Raw genomic sequence first — 17,261 nt, forward strand, 5'->3', positions numbered from 1 at the left:
CTGACCGCCTGCTGCGAGGGGTATTCGTTAGGAGGCGGACGGGTCCTCGGCGGTCGGCTTGGACGCTTCGGGGGCCGGGGGAGCCTCGGGGGGTTTGGAGAAGTCGCTCTTCCTCGGCCTGTCCTTGAGGTCCTCGTCCTTCTGGAGGCCGCTGTGCTCTGTCACCGTCGCGCTCGAATCCTGCATGCCGGCGGACGCCGCGTTGGATACCGAGCCGGGGTTCTGGGCGTACTGGGCCTGGGCACCGGCCGACGCCTGGGTGGTCTGGATGAAGGAGCCGAGGAAGCCCAGGATGGCCCGCGCTTCCGGGCACTGCTCCCGCACGACCTTCGCGCGGGAGTTGGCCCCGTGGATGTCGCTGGTGAACAGGCTCGTGGTCGTGTCGTCGTACGTGTCGTCGTCGGCGTCCTCGAAATCGACGCCCGCGCCCGGCTTTGGTTTGGCCCCTTCGGTGGTCACGGAGAAGAGCCCCGCACCCCTGCCCGCGGAGTTGAAGATGTTGTCGAACACCATGATCGTCACCCCTGGTCGTCGTCGTGGCACTGGCCGCCTGCTCAAGGCGTCTTGTGCAGCTCTCGTTCGCTGCCGGTCAGGCTCTCGCCGTCGAACATCGTGTGATGGGCCTCCAGGGCGGAGACGACTTCGGCCAGCCCCGTCATACGGAAGCCGTTCCCGCCCGCCAGGTCGATGTCGCCGAGGTCGCGGGCGACCACGTACTCAAGTCCGGGGTAGTTCCTGGACTGCGGGGGAGCCAGGACCGCCACCGGTACGTCGTACTTCACCGCGAGCAGCCCGGAGAAGGTCACGGGAATCTCGTAGGAGTACTGCTTGCGGGTACGCCGTTGCGTGACGATGGTCTCCACGCGGGAGCCCGGCGGGACCTCGCCCTCGATCTGCGAGTTCGAGGTCCAGCTGGTGGTCAGGGTGCCGCCGACGGAGGCCATGATGCCCAGCATCAACTGGGCGTTGAGCTGCGCGCTGCCGGTGGCACTGCCCGTGGTCGTGAACGCCCCGGAGGTCGTCACCGACGTCCCCGCGGAGTTCGTCACGCCGTTCGTCATCGAGTTCGTCGTGCCGTTCTCGGTGCCGTTGATGGTGTCGGACCCGATATCGTCCTTGCTCTGCTCGTTGGACACGCTGTTGGTGACCTTGTTTTCCATCGCGTTCTCGAGCTGGTTCTGCAGCTCCGTCCCGAACTGGGCCTGGAGGTCCAGCTGGAGGTGGTTCTGGAGCTGGAGCTGGAGCTCCGCGCCGACGCTGCCGCCGAAGGTGAGCTGGGCCTCGCCCTGCAGCGTCCAGGTGACCTCGTTCGACACGGTGAACTGGACGGAGTCGGTGAACTTCATCGTGGACGTCTGGCTGCGGTTGACGTAGGTGCGCGAGGAGAACGTGTCGGGCGGCGGCTGGCTGATGTTGCGCCGCTCCTCGATCAGCGGCTCCCCGAGATTCATGTAGGCGAGCCAGCCCAGTTTGAACGCGGACCCGGGGAAGGCGCCGAAGCTCGACTTGTTCAAGGAGAACCCGACGGGCTTGTGCCGTACGCCGTAGTCGTCGACGTAGACCAGGCTGGGGTGGTCCAGGACGGACTGCCAGGTCTGCTCGATATTGAGTTCCCGCAGATTCCTCTTCGTCAGCGGATGGCGCTTGGCCCGTTCCAGGTTGTACGCGTTGGAAGGCATTCCCCGTCCTCGACTGATCTGGTCGAACTGCGCTCGGCGAACGATAAATCGGTGACAGGCATTTCTGCATGTCCCGACAATTGAAATTACCGCCCGCTTCCGCACCTAAACGGTGGCTCCACCCGTTCATCCAAACGGGTGATCAAGGCTTGGTGACGGTTCTCAACTCGCGCACACCGGCGCTACGTTGAAGCGACCCCAGTAGCCCGACCATGCCCTTCCAGCAGCCCTGCCTATGAGTGCCGCGGCCTCGCCGCTGAGCGGGCGAGCCTATGAAATCCGGCCACTCCATCACTTTCGAGCCCCCCTCATCGAGGGGCGATTGGGCCTGCTTTCATTCCGCTGAGCCTGCGGTTATTCCGCGCGATAAATCACTGAGCTGAGCGGTCAACGTGTAATTCTCCACATTCAGAACAGGTGAGGTTTCGACGATGTACACCCAAGAACGCACAGCAATGTCGAATCTGGTGGTCGGCGGTCCGGTGGCGGTGAACAGCTACGACAACGCGATCGTGGCGGCACTGCTCGAAAACCGGCCGGTCATGCTCGTCCACGCCTTCAACGGCGGCTACCTGCGGCCCGCCGAGCTGAGGGAGGAGAGCCACGACAAGGGCGTCACACTGGCCACCGCGCTCGACCCGGACACCAAGGAAGCGCAGGGCCACCTCTGGTACATCACCCCCGCCGGATTCTTCGGGCAGCGACCGCTCTACTTCATCGAGAGCGCCGCGGGCCAGGTGACGCCCGAACCCGCAGGTGCGGGCGAAGCCGACGCCGGGCGCGGCGACGACGGCGCACCGAAGCCGCAGCGCCGGCGCATCACCGTCCACCAGGAGGCCCCCAAGAGCACGGCCGACACCGTCCAGGTCGGCCTGCCCGACAAGGTCGGTGACAAGTGGCGCGGGAAGAACGGCGCACCCGAGGACACCCAGCTCTGGGTCGTCACGGTAACGCCGTGGGGCGGGATCACCTTCGTGCCGATCACCCACCCCGACGCCATCCTCGGGTTCAGGGACCACGCGGTGACGGCCGACAGCGAGGCGCGTCTCACCTACAACTGGGGCGGCGACTTCACCGGGACGGTCATCAACACGTTCTACCCGCGCCTGCCCAGCGAGTGGAACGTCCCGTACCACCACGTCTTCACCTGATCCGCGGCCACCGTCACGCCGAACCCGTCCCGAGCCAACGCCCGCACCGCCTGGAAGAGGCACCACGATGCCCGTGCCCATCGAAGAACTGAAGCTGGAGATCGTCAACGCCGCCACGGGAAAGCCGCTCGGCGCCGAGGCCGCGCCGGGCGGGGACGGGGTGCTCGTCGTCCGCGACTTCCCCGACGCAGGCCCGCGCCCCGAGCAGTGGCAGCTCGCCCCCGTACAGGCCGCAGACAGCGAGGAAGCAGAAGACCACCCGGCGTACGTGATCCGCAACGCCGTCAGCGGCCAGGTACTCGACCACCCCGCCGCCGGGGACCACGCCGTCCGCCAGCAGGACGCCGCCGACGGCAACCAGCGCCAGCACTGGCACATCGTCCCCGTCGAGGGCGAAGCCGGCCTCTACTTCATCGAGGGCGCGAGCGACGCCACCGTCCTCGACCTCGACGAGCCCGCCGCGGACGACACCCGGATCATCCTGCGCGAGCACGACGACAGCGCGGAGAGCCAGCGGTGGCGGTTCGCGCCGGCCGACCCCGAGCGCACCAGCGACCCGGTGCTGAACTGGGCGGCACTGGGGCACTGGAACGGCCGCCAGTCCTGGCGCCTGGCCCCCTCGACCGGCCTGCGCCCGGCACCCGGTGCGGCGCCCGCCTTCAGCAACATGCTGCTGGTCCTGAAGCAGTTCGGCAGCGACCAGGACGCCGGCGAGTGGAAGAACGAAGGGGCCGCACACTCTCCCGGCGGGTGGGCCGGGGCCGGTGCACGGTTCCTCGCCGACACCACGGGAGAGGGGTGGGCGGACATCGCCGGAATCAAGCCCGCACAGGGAGCCGTGACCTCGTCCAGCAGGGGCGACGGCACCTTCGACGACGAAGAGCGCGTCCTGCACCCACCCCTGGGCTCCGCGAGCCCCGAGGACCTGTGGACCCTCGCGGACATGACGGGCAGCGGCAAGCCCGACCTCGTCGTGCTCACCGCTGACGGTGTCCGGGTATCCCCTCAGGACGAGGACGGGACGTTCGTGCCCGCGGGTGGTGAGCCGGCCCTCAAGGCGTTCGGACACGGTGAGCAGGCGGGCGGCTGGGTTGCGGACAAGCATCCGCGCTTCCTCGTCGACACCACCGGCGACGGCCGGCTTGACGTGGTCGGCTGCCACGACGACGGCGTCTGGGTCTCCCTCCAGGACGAGGACGGAGCCTTTGCACCGATCGGCGACGAACCCGCCCTCACGGCGTTCGGCCACGACGAGAAAGCGGGCGGCTGGCTCGCGGACAAGCATCCGCGCTTCCTCGTCGACACCACCGGCGACGGCCGGCTTGACGTGGTCGGCTGCCACGACGACGGCGTCTGGGTCTCCCTCCAGGACGAAGACGGCGCCTTCGCCGAACCCCTGTACGTCCGCGACGACTTCGGGGTCGACCAGGGGTGGAGCTCGGCCGAGGAGCACCCCCGGTTCCTGCTCAAAACCACTAGTGACGGAGCAGCGGACATCGTCGGGTTCGGGCCGCTGGGCGTCGTCGTCTCACGCGGACGCGGCGACGGCACGTTCGCGCCCTCGAATCTCATCCTGAACGACTTCGGGACCGCCCAGGGATGGACGAGCGCAAAACACCTCCGCTTCCTCGCCGACGCCACCGGCGACGGCACCCCCGACATCGTCGGCTTCGGCAACGAAGGGGTCTGGGTGTCGCACAACCGCGGCGACGGCCACTTCGATCAGGCCCAACTGGTGTGCCGGGGGTTCGGGTACAACGAGGACGCAGGCGGCTGGCGGGTCGACCGCCACCCCCGATTCCTCGCCGACATCACCGGCGAAGGGCGCGTCGACATCGTCGGCTTCGGCGGCCCGGGGGTGTACGTGGCCCGCAACCTCTTCCGCCGCTTCACGACGCGATAACCCTCGCAGCACCTCCGCAGCCGCTCCTCCCGGCGACCTGACATCGGCGGGGCGACCGCCACGGCATCCACGGCGCCTGAGCTCGGCCCCCTGATCCCGACACTCGGGAACCGTGTGGCGGATTCGGCGCCGTCGCATGCGGCGGCGGTTGTGGCGGGAGTGGCTTCGGTTTGGTTGTGGGGCGTTGCGCCCTCTTACGTGTTGCGGCGGTTGCCCTCGGTGTCGCAGGGCAGGTCGCTGGGCTGGTGATTGGCGAGGAAGTCGCGGGTGGCCTGCCGTTCCACTTCGGTGATTGCAGTGGGGTCGACGCTGATGGCGCCACCGAAAGGCCGGTCGACGTCACGGATGATGCACAGCGTCGTGGTCAGGAGCGCGGTGATGACGGCCAGGACGACGATCTGGCCCCGGTTGTTCCGGCGGGGCAGGCAGACCGCGAGGGCGATCACGGTGATGGTGAGCGTGGCCAGCAGGAACCAGAAGATGGCGCCGGGGATGCTGGGGGTGGCCTGGGTGAGGCGTTCCTCGCGTTCGTCGGAGCGTTTGTTGTCGGCGGCGATCAGCATGCCGAAGACCGGCTTGCCCTCCAGGGCGCGGAAGGAGCGCCGGACGTCGGTCGACCACACGCTGGGCGCGGGCGATCCGCTGCCGTCCCGGGCCATGGCGGGCCATTCCTGGGTGCGCACCGCGCGGGCGTAGCAGACGGCGTCGGCCTGGACCCGTTCGCGCTCGGCGGGGGTGGTGTACTCGGCGATCTCGGTGAGCTGGTCGAGTGCGCGGGCCTCGCCGCGGGCGGCGACCTCGGCCTTGCCGAACGAGCCGGAGGCGGTGACCAGGACGAAGGCCAGCAGCAGCACGGTCAGCGTCAGCAGCGGCCCGAGCAAGTCCTTGACCGCCATCCCCGCGTCATCGTCACTCATCAGCTTCGGCCGCAGGAACCGGTTCGCCGCCAGCCCCGCACACAGGGCCAGGACGGCAACGACGATGACGAGGACCACGGCACACTCCTGGGCATGGGGGCGGGTTCCCGCGGCTGCGGGAACCCGTCGTGATCATGACCAGCTGCGCGGTGGTGAAAGCGTGCAGGGGTGTACTGGCCCCCGAACGGGCGAAGCCGTCACACCGGACGCCCCGCCCGCGCCTTGAACAGGAAGCGGGCGGGTGCGGCTGCTCATCCGTTCACTGCCTCGGGTTCTACGACGAAGGCGTAGTTGCAGGTGGTGAGCGAGTCGTCCCAGACCATTCCCTCACCGCAGTCGAGGTCGAACTGTCTCAGTGCGCCGTCGCCGAAGTCGACGCAGCGGTGGTACTTCTGCGGGTCGTCGGGGTCGCCGTGGTATCCCTCGGTCGTGCACGTGAACGGGGCAGGTGCCGCAGTGACCGGGCTTGCCGCCACCGGCACGGCCATGCCTGCCCATACGAGCACGGCGCAGGCAACGGTACGAGAGAACAGTGCTGCCATGGGGACCTCCACAGTCCATCAGAACAGGTAATGGGAGCGGCGGACGTGAGGAAACGGCCACACTCGCGGGGCGGGGCGACGAGAGACGGGCAGACAGCGCCAGACCCCTGCGCAGTGCCCTCCCTGCCCGGCGGCCGGACGCACGCCGTTTCCCCTTATGGAAGGGCCGGGGCGTCCGCCGCGCGACCGGCTACTGGGGAGGGGATGGCCGAGAGGTCAGTTGCCTTGCGGGGTGTCCTGCGGGGCGGGGCCGATCACGTTGCCGTTGGAGCAGTTGTTGCGGTGGTTTCCGGTCCAGTCGCTGAGCGCGGGGACGACGGCGAGCTCCTGCACGCAGACGTCCTCGGCACTGAAGTTCCACTTGTTGGCGGGGTCGTCGCCGTTGTCGGCGTGGGCGGGTGCGGCCAGGGCGATGCTGCTGAGGACGAGCCCAGCCAGGGCGCTGATCTTCTTCATGCCCTCTCAACGATCAAGCGGCGCGCAGGATGTGCGACGGGTGACACCGGGACAACGCCCGCCCCTCTCACATGCAGTTGCCGGGCACTGGCCGGTGCCTGACAACTGCGATCCCATAGCCGTCAGGCCGGTTCCGTGTTCGACCGTGGTCCGCCAAGCTGACGTCGTCGGCCGCTCCGCCTCACTGCTGGCCGTGCACCTCGCGGGAATCCGGCAGGCCCGCTCGCACCCCGGCGTGTGAGCGGACCGGTGCGCATCGGGCCTGCCAGGACGAGAAGCAGAGGCTCCTCCCCTCGGTTTCAACAAGTACGTACTCAGAGGATGAGGAACAGGAACTACGTCAGGAGGAAGGCGGCTGCGGGGTGCACCCGAAAGAACGTCATCGACCCGATCGCCGCGTCCGTGATGACGACCGCCGGGCAACCCTCGTTATCGCACTCGCCGAGCGTCGAAAGGCACTGTGCGTCCTCGTGGACCTTGAGGCGGTGGAGGACGGACACCTCCCACTGTTCGAGCGCGTCGGCGTGCGGGGAGCCGGACAGCTCGTCGGCGTAGGAGATATTCAGGCGCAGCCTCGCGCAATGGGTTACCCACCTTGCCCGGTATAGAGCTCTGTTGGCTCTATACCGGGGCGGAATCCGCCTACGAACCAACGGCGATTTCCATTTTTGCACCAGAGGTGAAATTGAAGTCTACGTTTCCACCGCCAGGCAACTCTTCGGCTTTAACCGCGTATTTGGCCGATCCGTGCTTTCCGGGCCTTACCATATTCACCGCAACAGCCCGGTATGCCCTGCCATCCTTCATGAATACGCTGCCTGCTTTGACGTCGTTAATGATGCCCGTTTCCCATCGATATGCAGTTGTCGCGTGCCTCTCGGGCGTCGTAGTCGGTTCGTTTTCCTCTTCAGACACTTGATCTCCCCTGCGTAGGTCCGGTGGGCCATGGCCGATTCTGCTGGCACTGGACACACATTGCTGCCCCCTCTTGACAGGAGGTGAGCCCGCATGCCCTGCAATCCCCGCCCTCCGTGCTCTGTCCCGGGGTGCCCCGGGCTGACCAGCAACGCGATGGTCCTGAAGTCCTGATCTGCTCGGATTCGCCGTCACCCAGGGCAGCCTGAAGGTGAAGGGGAACACCGGTGACCATCACCCACAGCGTCAGCGGCTCCGTCGATGTCATCACCAGCGTGGGAAACCTCGCCTATCTGGAGTCCCAGGTGCGCGCGGACAGCCCCGAGAGGATCAAGTGCTGGGGCTTGAGCATCCAGTACCAGGCCCAGAAGGACTTGTGCATCGTGACCGAGGGCGAGCGATGGACTGCGGGCCGCCGAGGCCAAGAGCAACTCCACCAGCTCCGCTCAGGTGAGGAGGAAGGCGGCTGCGGTGGTGGCGCCGACGCAGGCGCCGGCCACGGTCTGGGCGACGGTGTGGTAGGTGAGTGCGACGCGGGACCAGCACACGGCCAGGGTCAGGACGTAGGCCAGGAGCCACCAGGGCGAGTGGACCACCGAGAGCATCGCGGGGATCGCGGAGGCGACCGCGCTGTCGACGCTGATCTTCCAGACGTGGTTCACGGCCAGCAGGACGACGGTCATCGCCCACAGGGCGAGCATCGCGAGGAGGATGCCGGCGGGGGCGTGGCCGAGGATCATGACGATCGACCCGATCCCGATGGAGGCCAGGATGACAAGGAAGATCGGGGGCCGTTTGGTGCGGTCGACGATGTTGCGGTCTCCCCAGGTGCCGCGTTTGCGTTCCCACTCGATGTAGGCCGCGGGAATGATCCCCGCGCACAGGGCGCCGAGCAGTCCCCAGGGGATGCCGCTCCAGTTGCCGGCGGCGGCGAGCCCGATGCCCGGCATGCCGGCGAGCAGGACGTTGCGCGGCTGGAGTACGTCGGTGACGGTCCGGGCCGCCGTCGTGCGGTCCACGCGCTCGTTCTCGTCAAGGCGGCCGGGCTGCCCGCCCGGCCGGTGCGTGTGGTCGTGCGGGCCCGGAAGTACGGGGTCGTCGGACGGTGTGGCGGTCATGTACTTCTTCCTCTGTGGCATCGTCGGGTCTACAGTCCCAGCCGCCGGTGCCGCGAGGCGTAACTGTCCAGCGCCTCACGCAGGTCTTCCCGGGTGAAGTCGGGCCACAGCCGCTCGCAGAAGTACAGCTCCGACTGCGTGGTCTGCCAGGTCAGATACCCCGACAGGCGCTGCTCGCCCGAGGTGTGGATCACCAGGTCCGGGTCCGCCAGCCCCGCCGTGCCCAGATGGGACGCGAACTCCCCCTCCCACCAGGACAGATCCCCGGCCGGCTCCTGCGGCCACCGGTCGCGGTACTTCCTTGCCAGCGACCGGGCCGCGCTGACGATCTCCCGCCGGCCGTCGTAGGCGACAGCGAGGGTGGCCTCCACCCCCTGTACCTGCTCGGTGCGCCGCTGTACGTCCTCGAACGCCTCCGCGACAGGGGCGGGCAGCAGCTCCAGGGCCCCGATCACCCGGACCCGCCATCGCTGCGCCTCGGCCAGACGCGTGCACAGGCTGGTGAAAGTTTGGTAGAGACCGGCGAGTTCCTCGGGGCTGCGCTGCAGGTTCCTGACGGACAGGATCCACTGCGTCACCATGAGGACCCCTTCTTCCTCGCACCACTGCAGGACATCAGGGATCTTGTCGATGCCGGTGCGGTGCCCCTCGTTCACGCTGAGACCGTGCTGGGCGGCCCAGCGCCGGTTGCCGTCGAGAACGAGCGCGACATGCGCGGGCACTCCCGGGCGCGCAGAAGCGGCGAGTACGGACGGTTCGGTCATGGCGGCTCCCGGCCAGAGGCGATGGAGAAGACGGAAAACGGAACGAGGATACGAACAGGAAAGGCACGGCCCTGTGTGCGACCACGGAAAGCCTGGCTCCCGGGACCCGGGGCTACTCCTCCCCGGCGTCACCTCAAGGCCCACATCACCCATTCGGCCCAACGAAGGGTGCCAGCGCAGGGCGAAGTCGCGCCCTGGCGGGGCTGCTGCCTGCATCTTTCGCCGCAGCGTCCATCGGGGCCGGAAGGAGCGCCCGGCCCGGCAGCGCTTCCTTCGGGTGAACGGCCGCGCGCCATTGCGGAGATGACGTACCGACGTTCCATACTTGCACCAAAGGCGTGTGGTGGTGCGGTTCGGCCCGCGGAGACGGACAAGGTGGACCCATGGGTGCGTGGGATGATCGCGGCATGCCCCGGAGCAGTAACGACGGCGTGCCGTGTGAATACGTCGCAGAAGGCGCCTGGCCGTATGCCGTCCTCACGGAAGACGCCCCTGCGGGCGCCCACTACGGACAGGCCATCGCCCGCAACCTCGAACGCGCTCTGACTGCCACCGGCCAGAGCCTGCGCTCCCTCGCCGAAGTCACCGGCATTACCCACTCCACCATCAGCCGGGTCCGCAGCGGCAAGGTCATGCCCGACATCGGCACGCTGGCCCGCCTCGAAGTCGCCCTCGGCTTCCCGCTCTGGCCCGGCCCCGACGTCATGCCCGTCAAACCCCCCGCTGCGTAACCCCCAAGGGCGTCCCCTTCGTGCTTGCTGACGGATTCTCACCCGGGCGACGCGCCTGCCGGGTGCATCCCCGGATCGTGGACGACAGTTTCACGATGAGCATGTATGCACCACTGTTGCGGCGTGAAGCGCTCCTGATCCTCCTCGACGCCCGCCATCATGTCGCCCTGCTGCCCACCGGACCCGACGGGCGGCTGGCGCTCCCGTCCATTCGCCGGCGCGAGCGCGAAACCTATGATGCAGCCGTCCGGCGCATCACCGTGGGCACCTTCCATGCCAGCACCCTGCGGCTCGGCGAGGTCATCGGCCGGGTAGAACCACCACCGCCGGTGCCGCACGCATGGTCGGCACCGGCCGCCCGCAGAGAAGCCCGCATCTTCTTCGCGCACTTCCCCAAGGGCAGCCCCAGCGTGACGGACCACAGCATCAGATGGGTGCCCCATACCTCAGTCGCCGAGGCCGTCACCGCACAGGACATCCCCGAACTCGGACCCTTCATCGAGGGCTACATCGACGGCTGGATCCCCGACGGCTGGATCACCCTCGGCCCGTAGCCGGTGACCTGCACAAACGCCCCCCGCGTTCCCGAAAGGGGCGGAGGGCGTTCCAGGGCGTCCATATTGCACATGAGCTGACCTGCGGAAACTCAGTTCTACGCAAGGCCCACGGAGGCGACACCGCCCCCGAGGGCGGCTCTGGACAGGTTAGCGGATGGAGGAGGGGGCTCGCTCGAAGGGGGAGGGGACGGGGAAGTAGGCGCCGAGGAAGGCGCGGACCACGCGGTCCTGTTCTTCGGGCGGGACCTCGGCCGTCGGGGATTCGCCGATGCAGAAGATGGTGTGGCTGCGGGCGGAGAGAAGGCGGCTGAGGCGGGTGTGGTGATCGTAGGAGCCCGCGTTGACCATGGTGCAGGAGATCGTGGCGGGGGCGGAGGTGCCCGTGAGGTAGCCGTAGTGGTGGTGCAGGGAGGCCGCGACGGAGAGGTCCGTGGGGGCGCGGAAGCGGCTGCGGGCGGTGGCGGCGGTTTCGGCGGGGAAGCGGTCGGTGAGTTCCGCCAGGACGCTGCGGCGCAGGGGGTGCGGGGTGTGCAGGAAGCCGTGGGTGGCGGTGCGGCCGAAGGCGCTGTGGAGGAGGTTGCGGTTGTTCTTCGCCGCGCCGAAGTAGCCCTCGTCGGTGGGGGAGGAGGGGGTGGGCGGGATGGCGGTGGGGGAGCGGAAGAAGAGGGCCTGGCCGTTGCTGGCGAAGAAGTCGCGGGGGGTGACCGGGCGGCCCAGGAAGACGTCGTCGTTGAAGTAGAGGAAGTGTTCGGAGAGGCCCTCGATGCGGTGGAGCTGGCTCTCGATGGCATGGGAGTTGAAGGTGGGGAGGGCCGTGGGGTCGGCGAAGATCTCGCGGTGGGGGACGACCTTGACGCCCGGGTGCTCGGTGTTCAGCCAGGCCGGGGTCTGGTCGTCGGTGACCAGGTAGATCGTGCGTACCCAGGGGGCGTACATCGCGAGGGAGCGCAGGGAGTAGCGGAGTTCGTCGCGGTTGCGGAAGCGGACGTCACCCGCGTCAGCGTCGGCGTTGGCACCCGCGCCCGCGTCGGCGTCGGCTTCGGGGGAGTCAGAGGCGTTCCCGGTTTCGTCCGGGAGGAGGCCCGCGGCGCGTTTGGCGGAGTCGCGGCGGGCGCGCCAGGCTTCGTCGGAGTCGTCGACCCAGGTGTAGACGACGTCGATGGGGAAGTCGACTTCCCACATGAGTTTTTCGGTGAAGGCCGCGAGGGTGGGGTGGTCGCGGTCGGCGACGCGCAGGGTCGCGTCCGGGGTGAGGTGGGGGAGGCGGGGGCCCAGCAGGGTGGTGCCCCGGGGGGCCGTGCGCCAGCCGGGGAGTTCGTCGTCCTCGTCGGTGAGGGACCAGAACTCGACGGTGCAGCCGAAGGCGGGACCGTAGCGGAGCGAGCGGCTTTCGCTGGCGACCGGCTTGAAGATCCGTACGCCCGCGGGCTCGCCGACCTCGCGCAGGCGCTCCGCGAGCACCGCGCCGGGGGCCGTGCCGCTGGGGCCGACCAGTTCGGCGTAGACCGGCTTGCCGTGCAGGGCGGTGGCGAGGGCGTCCAGGGCGTCCGTACGGCGTTCCAGCTCGACGGCGATGCGGTGGGAGCTGGAGTCGTCGCGCAGGAGGACGTACGGCACCTGGTGGGCGGTGAGGGCGTCGGCGGCGAGTTCGAGGTTCCAGGCGGCCATCCGGGGGGCCAGGACGTCGTCGCGGACCTCGGCGAGGCGGCCCGCCGAGCGGACGAGCTTGCCCGTGCGGTCCTGGGCCTGGAGGAGTACCTCGCGGGCCTTCTGTTCGTCGGCGGAGCCCGCGAGCATCGAGACGGGGGCGGCCGGGGTGAAGCTGCGGCTGCCGCCCGCGGCGATGCGGTGCGCGGTGCGGTCGGCGCGTTCGGCGAGGCGGCGGGGGTCGTCGCGGCGGGCCACGAGGCGGCTGAAGAGGTCTTCCCAGAGAGCCGTGACGCGGTGGGAGCTGAAGCGTTCGTAGACGCCCTCGCGGGCTGCCTGGCCGTACGCGCGGCGCATCTCGTCGTCGGCCATCAGCTTCGACATCGCGACGGCGAGGGCGTCCTTGTCGCCGGAGGGGACGAGCAGGCCGTCCACGCCGTGGCGGATGATCTCGGCGGGTCCCGTCACGACGTCGTACGAGACGACGGGGACGCCCGCGGCGAACATTTCGAGGAGGACCAGCGGGAACGCCTCGCTGCGGGAGGACTGGACGGCGAGGCCGGCGGCGGCCCACTCCTGCTCCATGTTGGCGCTGCGGCCCAGGAGTTCGACCCGGTCGTGCAGGGCGAGGCCCTCGATGAGGCGGCGCAGCCGCACCTCGTGCGGGCCGTCGCCCAGGATGCGCAGCTTCCAGCCGGGGTGCTCGTCGGCGATCTGGGCGAACGCCTCGATGGCGTGGTCGACCTGCTTGCCCGCCATCAGGCGTGCCGCCATGACGATGGTCTTGTTACCGAGGTCGGAACGGGGGCGGAAGCCGTCCGGCACGGCGTTGGGGATGGCGTGCAGTTCGGGGGCGGAGCGGCCGAGGGAGTCGGCGAACCAGTCCTTCGTACGGTCGGTCAGCGCGACCAGGGCGTCGATGCGGCAGGCCAGCGCGAGGAGCGGTTCGACGTCGGCGCCGCGCTGCTGGGAGGCGCGGTGCTCCTGGTTGACCGTGATGACCCGGGAGGGCACCAGCTCGGCGACCGCCGCCATCAGGGCGGGGGAGGTGCTGATGACGACGTCGCTGTCGAGGGAGCCGAGCGCACGGGTCAGCTCGATGTCGGTGAGCCGGTCGAAGGTGGGCTCCCAGGAGGGCTTGATCAGCTCGCTGGGGAGGGAGGCCAGGGTGCGGCAGGTCTTCTCGTCGAGGTCGTGGTCGCGGACCGGGCGGGCGTACGGGCCCGTGCGGTCGACGAGATAGCGGCGGGGGACGTCCCGGCCGGCGGGGAAGAAAGGTTCCTCCCGGGTTTTGACGACGCTGAGGACCTCGACCTCGTGGCGGGGTGCGAGGTGGGCGGCCTGGGTGTAGACGGCCAGCTCGGTGCCGCCCATCTCGTCGCCCCAGGTGAGCAGGAACGTGATCTTCATCAGGCGGTTTCCTCGGGCGTGGGGGCGGTCGTCGGCGCCGGTACGGCGTCGGTGGGCCGGGTGGTGGCGGGATGTGCGGCGGCGTGTGCGTCTGCGGGGCGCGCCGGGTTCGGCAGGGGGGCGCAGTTCACCGCGAAGGTGCCTGCGGCGGAGAGGTGCGCGTGGACGCGCAGCAGGGCGCCTGCCGGGGTGGCGATGGTGCGGAAGGGCGTACGGAGCACCTTCTTGGGGTTGCGTACGTCGGTGAGCCTGCGGCCGATCTTCGCCCGGCTGCGGCCCCGCTGGAGCTGGAAGTCCCACATGCGCGCCGACTTCGCGCCGCGCGCCATGGCATCCAGGGGTACGTCGAAGGTGAAGCGGTCGCCGTCCCAGTCGGGCGTCACGCGCACGGTCGCGGACGAGCTTCCACGGCGTACCGCTTCGAGCGTCCAGGCGTGGTGCGGGGTGGCGGTCGTCAGCAGGCGTCCTTGCACGGTGACCCGGTCCCAGTACAGGTCGAAGCCGAGCAGTTCCGCCTGTTCGCGGGGCCCGGACACCTTGATCATGGCGTGCCCGTCGACCGAGCGGACCGGGCGGAACAGGGCACCACTGGTGGTGCTCGGGGAGTGCGGCAGCGTGGGGCCTTCGGGCGCCGCGCCGGTGGGGTCGGCGATGCCGTAGCGCATCTCGTGGCCGGTGCGGTCCGTGGTGACGACCGTGAGCCTCCACACGCCGTCACAGAGGCGGGGGCCGGACAGGTCGGGTGCGTCGTGTTCCGCGTGGCGCAGCGGGACGGTGGCGGTGAGGAGCAGGCCCTCGGGGTGCGACTCCTGTGCCAGTGTCACGCTCTGTCGCCGTCCCCGGTGCTCCAGTACGAGCCGGGTGTGCTCGAGAGGGGTGCCCGGGTCGGGGCAGCGGACGGCCAGATTCAGGGTGCGGCCGGAGACCAGGGAGAGGTGTACGGCGGCGAGCGTGGGGCGGGAGCCGACCCGGGCGCCCAGCGCGGGAACGGTGTTGATCCGCTCTACGCGGCGGCGGACGCGGCCTGCGGTGCGGCGGGCGCGGTGGACGGCCTTGACCGCCTGGGAGAGCAGGGCGTCGTTCATGAGCAGCTCGGGCGACGGGCCGCGCGGGTGTCCGGGAGGGCGGCGCGGGTGCTCGGGCGACGAGCGGCACCGGTGGGGGCCGTACTCGCGAAATCGTCACTCACGGTGATGTCCATCTCTCTGTTCGGCCGCTGGCCGGTCCGGGTCCCGGCATGGTGCCAAGGGCTCGCGTGCTGCGGCAAATCCCAGGGTGCGGCCGACTCCCGGAAGGCGGGGGTGTGATCAACGCCACTTCGTGACGGGGGAGCGAACGCACCTTGAACTCCCTCTGTCCTCAGTGATGACAGAAGCTCGACGTAAGTGGCGTGATTGTTCCGTTTGTAAAGTTTAGGTGAAGGGGTCGGCGAACCGGTCCTGGATCATCCGTTGTGGGCGAGGGGTAATGAAGCAGATCGAGGACGCGAAGGCGACAGGGCAGCAGGCCGAGGTCTCCGGCGTACGTGCCGTCGTTCCCGGTGCTCGCGCCGCTGCCCCTGACACTCCGGTGGCGGTGCGTGCGGCCGGAGCCGTCAACACCGAGGCATCCCCGCTGGTCGCCGCGTACCGCAAGGTGGCCCCCATGCGGCTGCGCAGGGCGATAGCAGGGCGGTACTCGCCCGAGATGCGCCGCGGCATCAAGAAGGCCGTCAGCGCGGCCACCGTCGTGCAGAGCGTCCGGCAGGCCCGCAACGCCCGCCTCGGTGCCCAGTACCGTCCCGTGATCGCCTCCTCCGGCGGCTCCGTCGTCGCCGTGGAGGGGCGCCCGCGCATCGCCTTCACCGAGGAGCGGCTCTCCCCGCAGGCGGCCCGCAGAGCCAACCTCGCGGCGGTCACGGCCGCCCTGGAGGGCGCGGACATCGACTACTTCTGCGTACGGGGCTGCGCGACGGGCAGTCAGGGCGGCCAGGGCGGTCAGGGCGGCACCACCACGGTCGCCGTCTCCGCGGTCGACCGGGGCCGCGCCCTGGAAGCCCTCCAGGAGCTGTGCCGCAACCTCCCCGGCTACTTCGGGGCGCACGGCGGAGAGGACAGTCCGCGCGTCGCCCCCGCCTACCGGGGCGCGGGCTGGCGGCGCTACGAGCAGGCCGCCTCCGTGCACCTGTTCTGGTACCGCACCGACGCCACCCGCCGCCTCGTGCTCGGTCCTGAGAGCGGATGCGAGATCGAGTTCTGGACGCGCGAGACGGACGACCGGCTGACCGCCCCCCGGCGCAACGCCGTCACCGAGTCGGTGCCCGTCGTGGCCGAAGCGGTCCAGGTGCCCGTCGCGACCTTCACCGCACCCCACGGGACGCGCGACGCGTCGCCCGTGAGGGTGCGCACCCGTGAGGAGTTCGTCACCGTCCTCCCCGACGACGTCACCTTCCCCGTCGACGTCGTCTACACCTGGGTGGACGGCTCCGACCCGGCCTGGCTGGAACGCCGGGCCTCGGTCTCCGGCAGCTCGTACCACGAGGAGGCCGCCAACGCCGCCCGGTACGCCGACCACGAGGAACTGCGCTACTCCCTGCGCTCGCTGGAGATGTACGCCCCCTGGGTGCGCACCATCCACCTGGTCACCGACGACCAGACGCCGGACTGGCTGGACACCTCGCAGCCGGGCCTCAACGTCGTCAGCCACCGCGAGATCTTCGCCGACCCCTCCGCGCTCCCGACGTTCAACTCGCACGCCATCGAGAGCCAGTTGCACCACATCGAGGGGCTCGCCGAGCACTTCCTCTACTTCAACGACGACGTCTTTCTGGGCAACGAGGCGACTCCCAAGGACTTCTTCCTCTCCAACGGGCTCACCAAGTTCTTCCCGTCGCCTGCGCTGGTGCCCCTCGGGCCGCCCTGTCCGGACGACGTCCCCGTCTCCATCGCGGGCAAGAACAACCGCGCCCTCATAGAGGAGCGCTTCGGCACCACCCCGGTCGGCAAGATGCGGCACGTCCCGCACGCACTGTCGCGCAGCGTCCTCGCGGAGATCGAGACGGAGTTCGCCGTACAGCACCGGGAGACCGCCGCACAGCGCTTCCGCAGCAGCAGCGACATCGCCATCCCGTCGTCGCTGTACCACTACTACGCGTTCCACACCCGGCGCGCGCTGCCCAGCGAGATCGAGTACGTGTACATCGACGTGTCCAAGCCGAACGCGGCCAACCGCCTGGACCGGCTGCTCCTGGACCGCGACAAGAGCGCGTTCTGCCTCAACGACACGCTGTCCACGGAGGCGGACCTGGCGCGCAGCAACGCCCTGCTGCGGCCGTTCCTGGAGAGCTACTTCCCAGTGCCGGGCCGGTACGAGCTGCCGTCGAGCTGAATCGTTTCTTCAGCCGGTCCGGCTGAATCGTCCCTCCGGCCGGTCCGGCTGAGCCGTTGCCTTCGGCCGGGCCGATCTGAATCATCCCTTCGGCCGGTCCGGCCC

Annotated in this window: 16 protein-coding genes and 1 pseudogene; 5 read left to right on the forward strand and 12 right to left on the reverse strand. The window is 69.4% G+C overall.

The features are described from left to right. Positions 1-27: 27 nt before the first annotated feature. Together OG897_RS03950 and OG897_RS03955 are read right to left on the reverse strand one after the other, a co-directional pair. Positions 28-513, reverse strand: coding sequence for a hypothetical protein (locus OG897_RS03950; RefSeq protein ID WP_266652925.1), 486 nt, complete (start codon positions 511-513; stop codon positions 28-30). A gap of 41 nt (positions 514-554) precedes the next feature. Then, entirely contained in the window at positions 555-1,679 is a 1,125-nt protein-coding gene (locus tag OG897_RS03955) for a hypothetical protein (protein WP_266652927.1), read from the reverse strand. Between the two features lie 431 nt (positions 1,680-2,110). Between OG897_RS03955 and OG897_RS03960 the strand changes: the two genes are divergently transcribed. Together OG897_RS03960 and OG897_RS03965 are read left to right on the forward strand one after the other, a co-directional pair. Continuing rightward, the gene (locus OG897_RS03960) at positions 2,111-2,830 is read left to right on the forward strand and encodes a hypothetical protein (protein ID WP_266652929.1); all 720 of its coding nucleotides are present in this window, start codon (positions 2,111-2,113) and stop codon (positions 2,828-2,830) included. A 67-nt stretch (positions 2,831-2,897) separates the two neighbouring features. Then, positions 2,898-4,733 carry an FG-GAP-like repeat-containing protein gene (locus OG897_RS03965; RefSeq protein ID WP_266652931.1) on the forward strand — a complete coding sequence of 612 codons (1,836 nt, stop codon included), beginning with the start codon at positions 2,898-2,900 and terminating at the stop codon, positions 4,731-4,733. Between the two features lie 48 nt (positions 4,734-4,781). On the opposite strand, the pseudogene OG897_RS03970 reads toward OG897_RS03965, so the two are convergent. The 8 genes and pseudogenes from OG897_RS03970 to uppS all read right to left on the reverse strand — a co-directional run. After that, a pseudogene (locus OG897_RS03970) lies at positions 4,782-4,892 on the reverse strand (IS5/IS1182 family transposase); the annotation flags it as partial. A 35-nt stretch (positions 4,893-4,927) separates the two neighbouring features. Then, on the reverse strand, positions 4,928-5,728 hold the full coding sequence (locus OG897_RS03975; RefSeq protein ID WP_266652933.1) for a hypothetical protein: 801 nt from the start codon (positions 5,726-5,728) through the stop codon (positions 4,928-4,930). A gap of 173 nt (positions 5,729-5,901) precedes the next feature. After that, entirely contained in the window at positions 5,902-6,192 is a 291-nt protein-coding gene (locus tag OG897_RS03980; RefSeq protein ID WP_266652935.1) for a carbohydrate-binding module family 14 protein, read from the reverse strand. Between the two features lie 216 nt (positions 6,193-6,408). Continuing rightward, positions 6,409-6,648 carry a hypothetical protein gene (locus OG897_RS03985; RefSeq protein WP_266652937.1) on the reverse strand — a complete coding sequence of 80 codons (240 nt, stop codon included), beginning with the start codon at positions 6,646-6,648 and terminating at the stop codon, positions 6,409-6,411. Between the two features lie 335 nt (positions 6,649-6,983). Further along, positions 6,984-7,148 (reverse strand): hypothetical protein, encoded by a 165-nt coding sequence (locus tag OG897_RS03990; RefSeq protein WP_266652939.1) that lies wholly within the window; start codon positions 7,146-7,148, stop codon positions 6,984-6,986. A 142-nt stretch (positions 7,149-7,290) separates the two neighbouring features. After that, positions 7,291-7,563 carry a hypothetical protein gene (locus tag OG897_RS03995; RefSeq protein ID WP_266652941.1) on the reverse strand — a complete coding sequence of 91 codons (273 nt, stop codon included), beginning with the start codon at positions 7,561-7,563 and terminating at the stop codon, positions 7,291-7,293. 446 nt (positions 7,564-8,009) lie between these two features. After that, on the reverse strand, positions 8,010-8,582 hold the full coding sequence (locus OG897_RS04000; RefSeq protein WP_266656551.1) for a hypothetical protein: 573 nt from the start codon (positions 8,580-8,582) through the stop codon (positions 8,010-8,012). A 128-nt stretch (positions 8,583-8,710) separates the two neighbouring features. After that, positions 8,711-9,445, reverse strand: coding sequence for a polyprenyl diphosphate synthase (gene uppS / locus OG897_RS04005; RefSeq protein ID WP_266652943.1), 735 nt, complete (start codon positions 9,443-9,445; stop codon positions 8,711-8,713). Between the two features lie 407 nt (positions 9,446-9,852). Between uppS and OG897_RS04010 the strand changes: the two genes are divergently transcribed. Next, positions 9,853-10,176 (forward strand): helix-turn-helix domain-containing protein, encoded by a 324-nt coding sequence (locus OG897_RS04010; RefSeq protein ID WP_266652945.1) that lies wholly within the window; start codon positions 9,853-9,855, stop codon positions 10,174-10,176. A 77-nt stretch (positions 10,177-10,253) separates the two neighbouring features. Beyond that, positions 10,254-10,730, forward strand: coding sequence for a hypothetical protein (locus OG897_RS04015; protein WP_266652947.1), 477 nt, complete (start codon positions 10,254-10,256; stop codon positions 10,728-10,730). 150 nt (positions 10,731-10,880) lie between these two features. On the opposite strand, the gene OG897_RS04020 is transcribed toward OG897_RS04015, so the two are convergent. Further along, on the reverse strand, positions 10,881-13,790 hold the full coding sequence (locus OG897_RS04020; protein WP_266652949.1) for a stealth conserved region 3 domain-containing protein: 2,910 nt from the start codon (positions 13,788-13,790) through the stop codon (positions 10,881-10,883). Continuing rightward, positions 13,790-14,875, reverse strand: a complete 1,086-nt coding sequence (locus tag OG897_RS04025) for a hypothetical protein (protein WP_266652951.1) — start codon at positions 14,873-14,875, stop codon at positions 13,790-13,792. Before OG897_RS04025 ends, OG897_RS04020 begins: the two co-directional genes overlap by 1 nt. Before the next feature lie 559 nt (positions 14,876-15,434). Between OG897_RS04025 and OG897_RS04030 the strand changes: the two genes are divergently transcribed. After that, on the forward strand, positions 15,435-17,156 hold the full coding sequence (locus OG897_RS04030) for a stealth family protein (protein ID WP_266656552.1): 1,722 nt from the start codon (positions 15,435-15,437) through the stop codon (positions 17,154-17,156). The last annotated feature ends 105 nt before the right edge of the window (positions 17,157-17,261 follow it).

This window comes from Streptomyces sp. NBC_00237, from assembly GCF_026342435.1.
Classification (GTDB): Bacteria; Actinomycetota; Actinomycetes; order Streptomycetales; family Streptomycetaceae; genus Streptomyces.

Coding starts and splice junctions, on each gene's coding strand:
- OG897_RS03950 (WP_266652925.1), bottom strand. CDS start 513: ATGGTGTTCGACAACATCTTCAACTCCGCGGGCAGGGGTGCGGGGCTC.
- OG897_RS03955 (WP_266652927.1), bottom strand. CDS start 1,679: ATGCCTTCCAACGCGTACAACCTGGAACGGGCCAAGCGCCATCCGCTG.
- OG897_RS03960 (WP_266652929.1), top strand. CDS start 2,111: ATGTACACCCAAGAACGCACAGCAATGTCGAATCTGGTGGTCGGCGGT.
- OG897_RS03965 (WP_266652931.1), top strand. CDS start 2,898: ATGCCCGTGCCCATCGAAGAACTGAAGCTGGAGATCGTCAACGCCGCC.
- OG897_RS03980 (WP_266652935.1), bottom strand. CDS start 6,192: ATGGCAGCACTGTTCTCTCGTACCGTTGCCTGCGCCGTGCTCGTATGG.
- OG897_RS03985 (WP_266652937.1), bottom strand. CDS start 6,648: ATGAAGAAGATCAGCGCCCTGGCTGGGCTCGTCCTCAGCAGCATCGCC.
- uppS (WP_266652943.1), bottom strand. CDS start 9,445: ATGACCGAACCGTCCGTACTCGCCGCTTCTGCGCGCCCGGGAGTGCCC.
- OG897_RS04010 (WP_266652945.1), top strand. CDS start 9,853: ATGCCCCGGAGCAGTAACGACGGCGTGCCGTGTGAATACGTCGCAGAA.
- OG897_RS04020 (WP_266652949.1), bottom strand. CDS start 13,790: ATGAAGATCACGTTCCTGCTCACCTGGGGCGACGAGATGGGCGGCACC.
- OG897_RS04025 (WP_266652951.1), bottom strand. CDS start 14,875: ATGAACGACGCCCTGCTCTCCCAGGCGGTCAAGGCCGTCCACCGCGCC.
- OG897_RS04030 (WP_266656552.1), top strand. CDS start 15,435: ATGCGGCTGCGCAGGGCGATAGCAGGGCGGTACTCGCCCGAGATGCGC.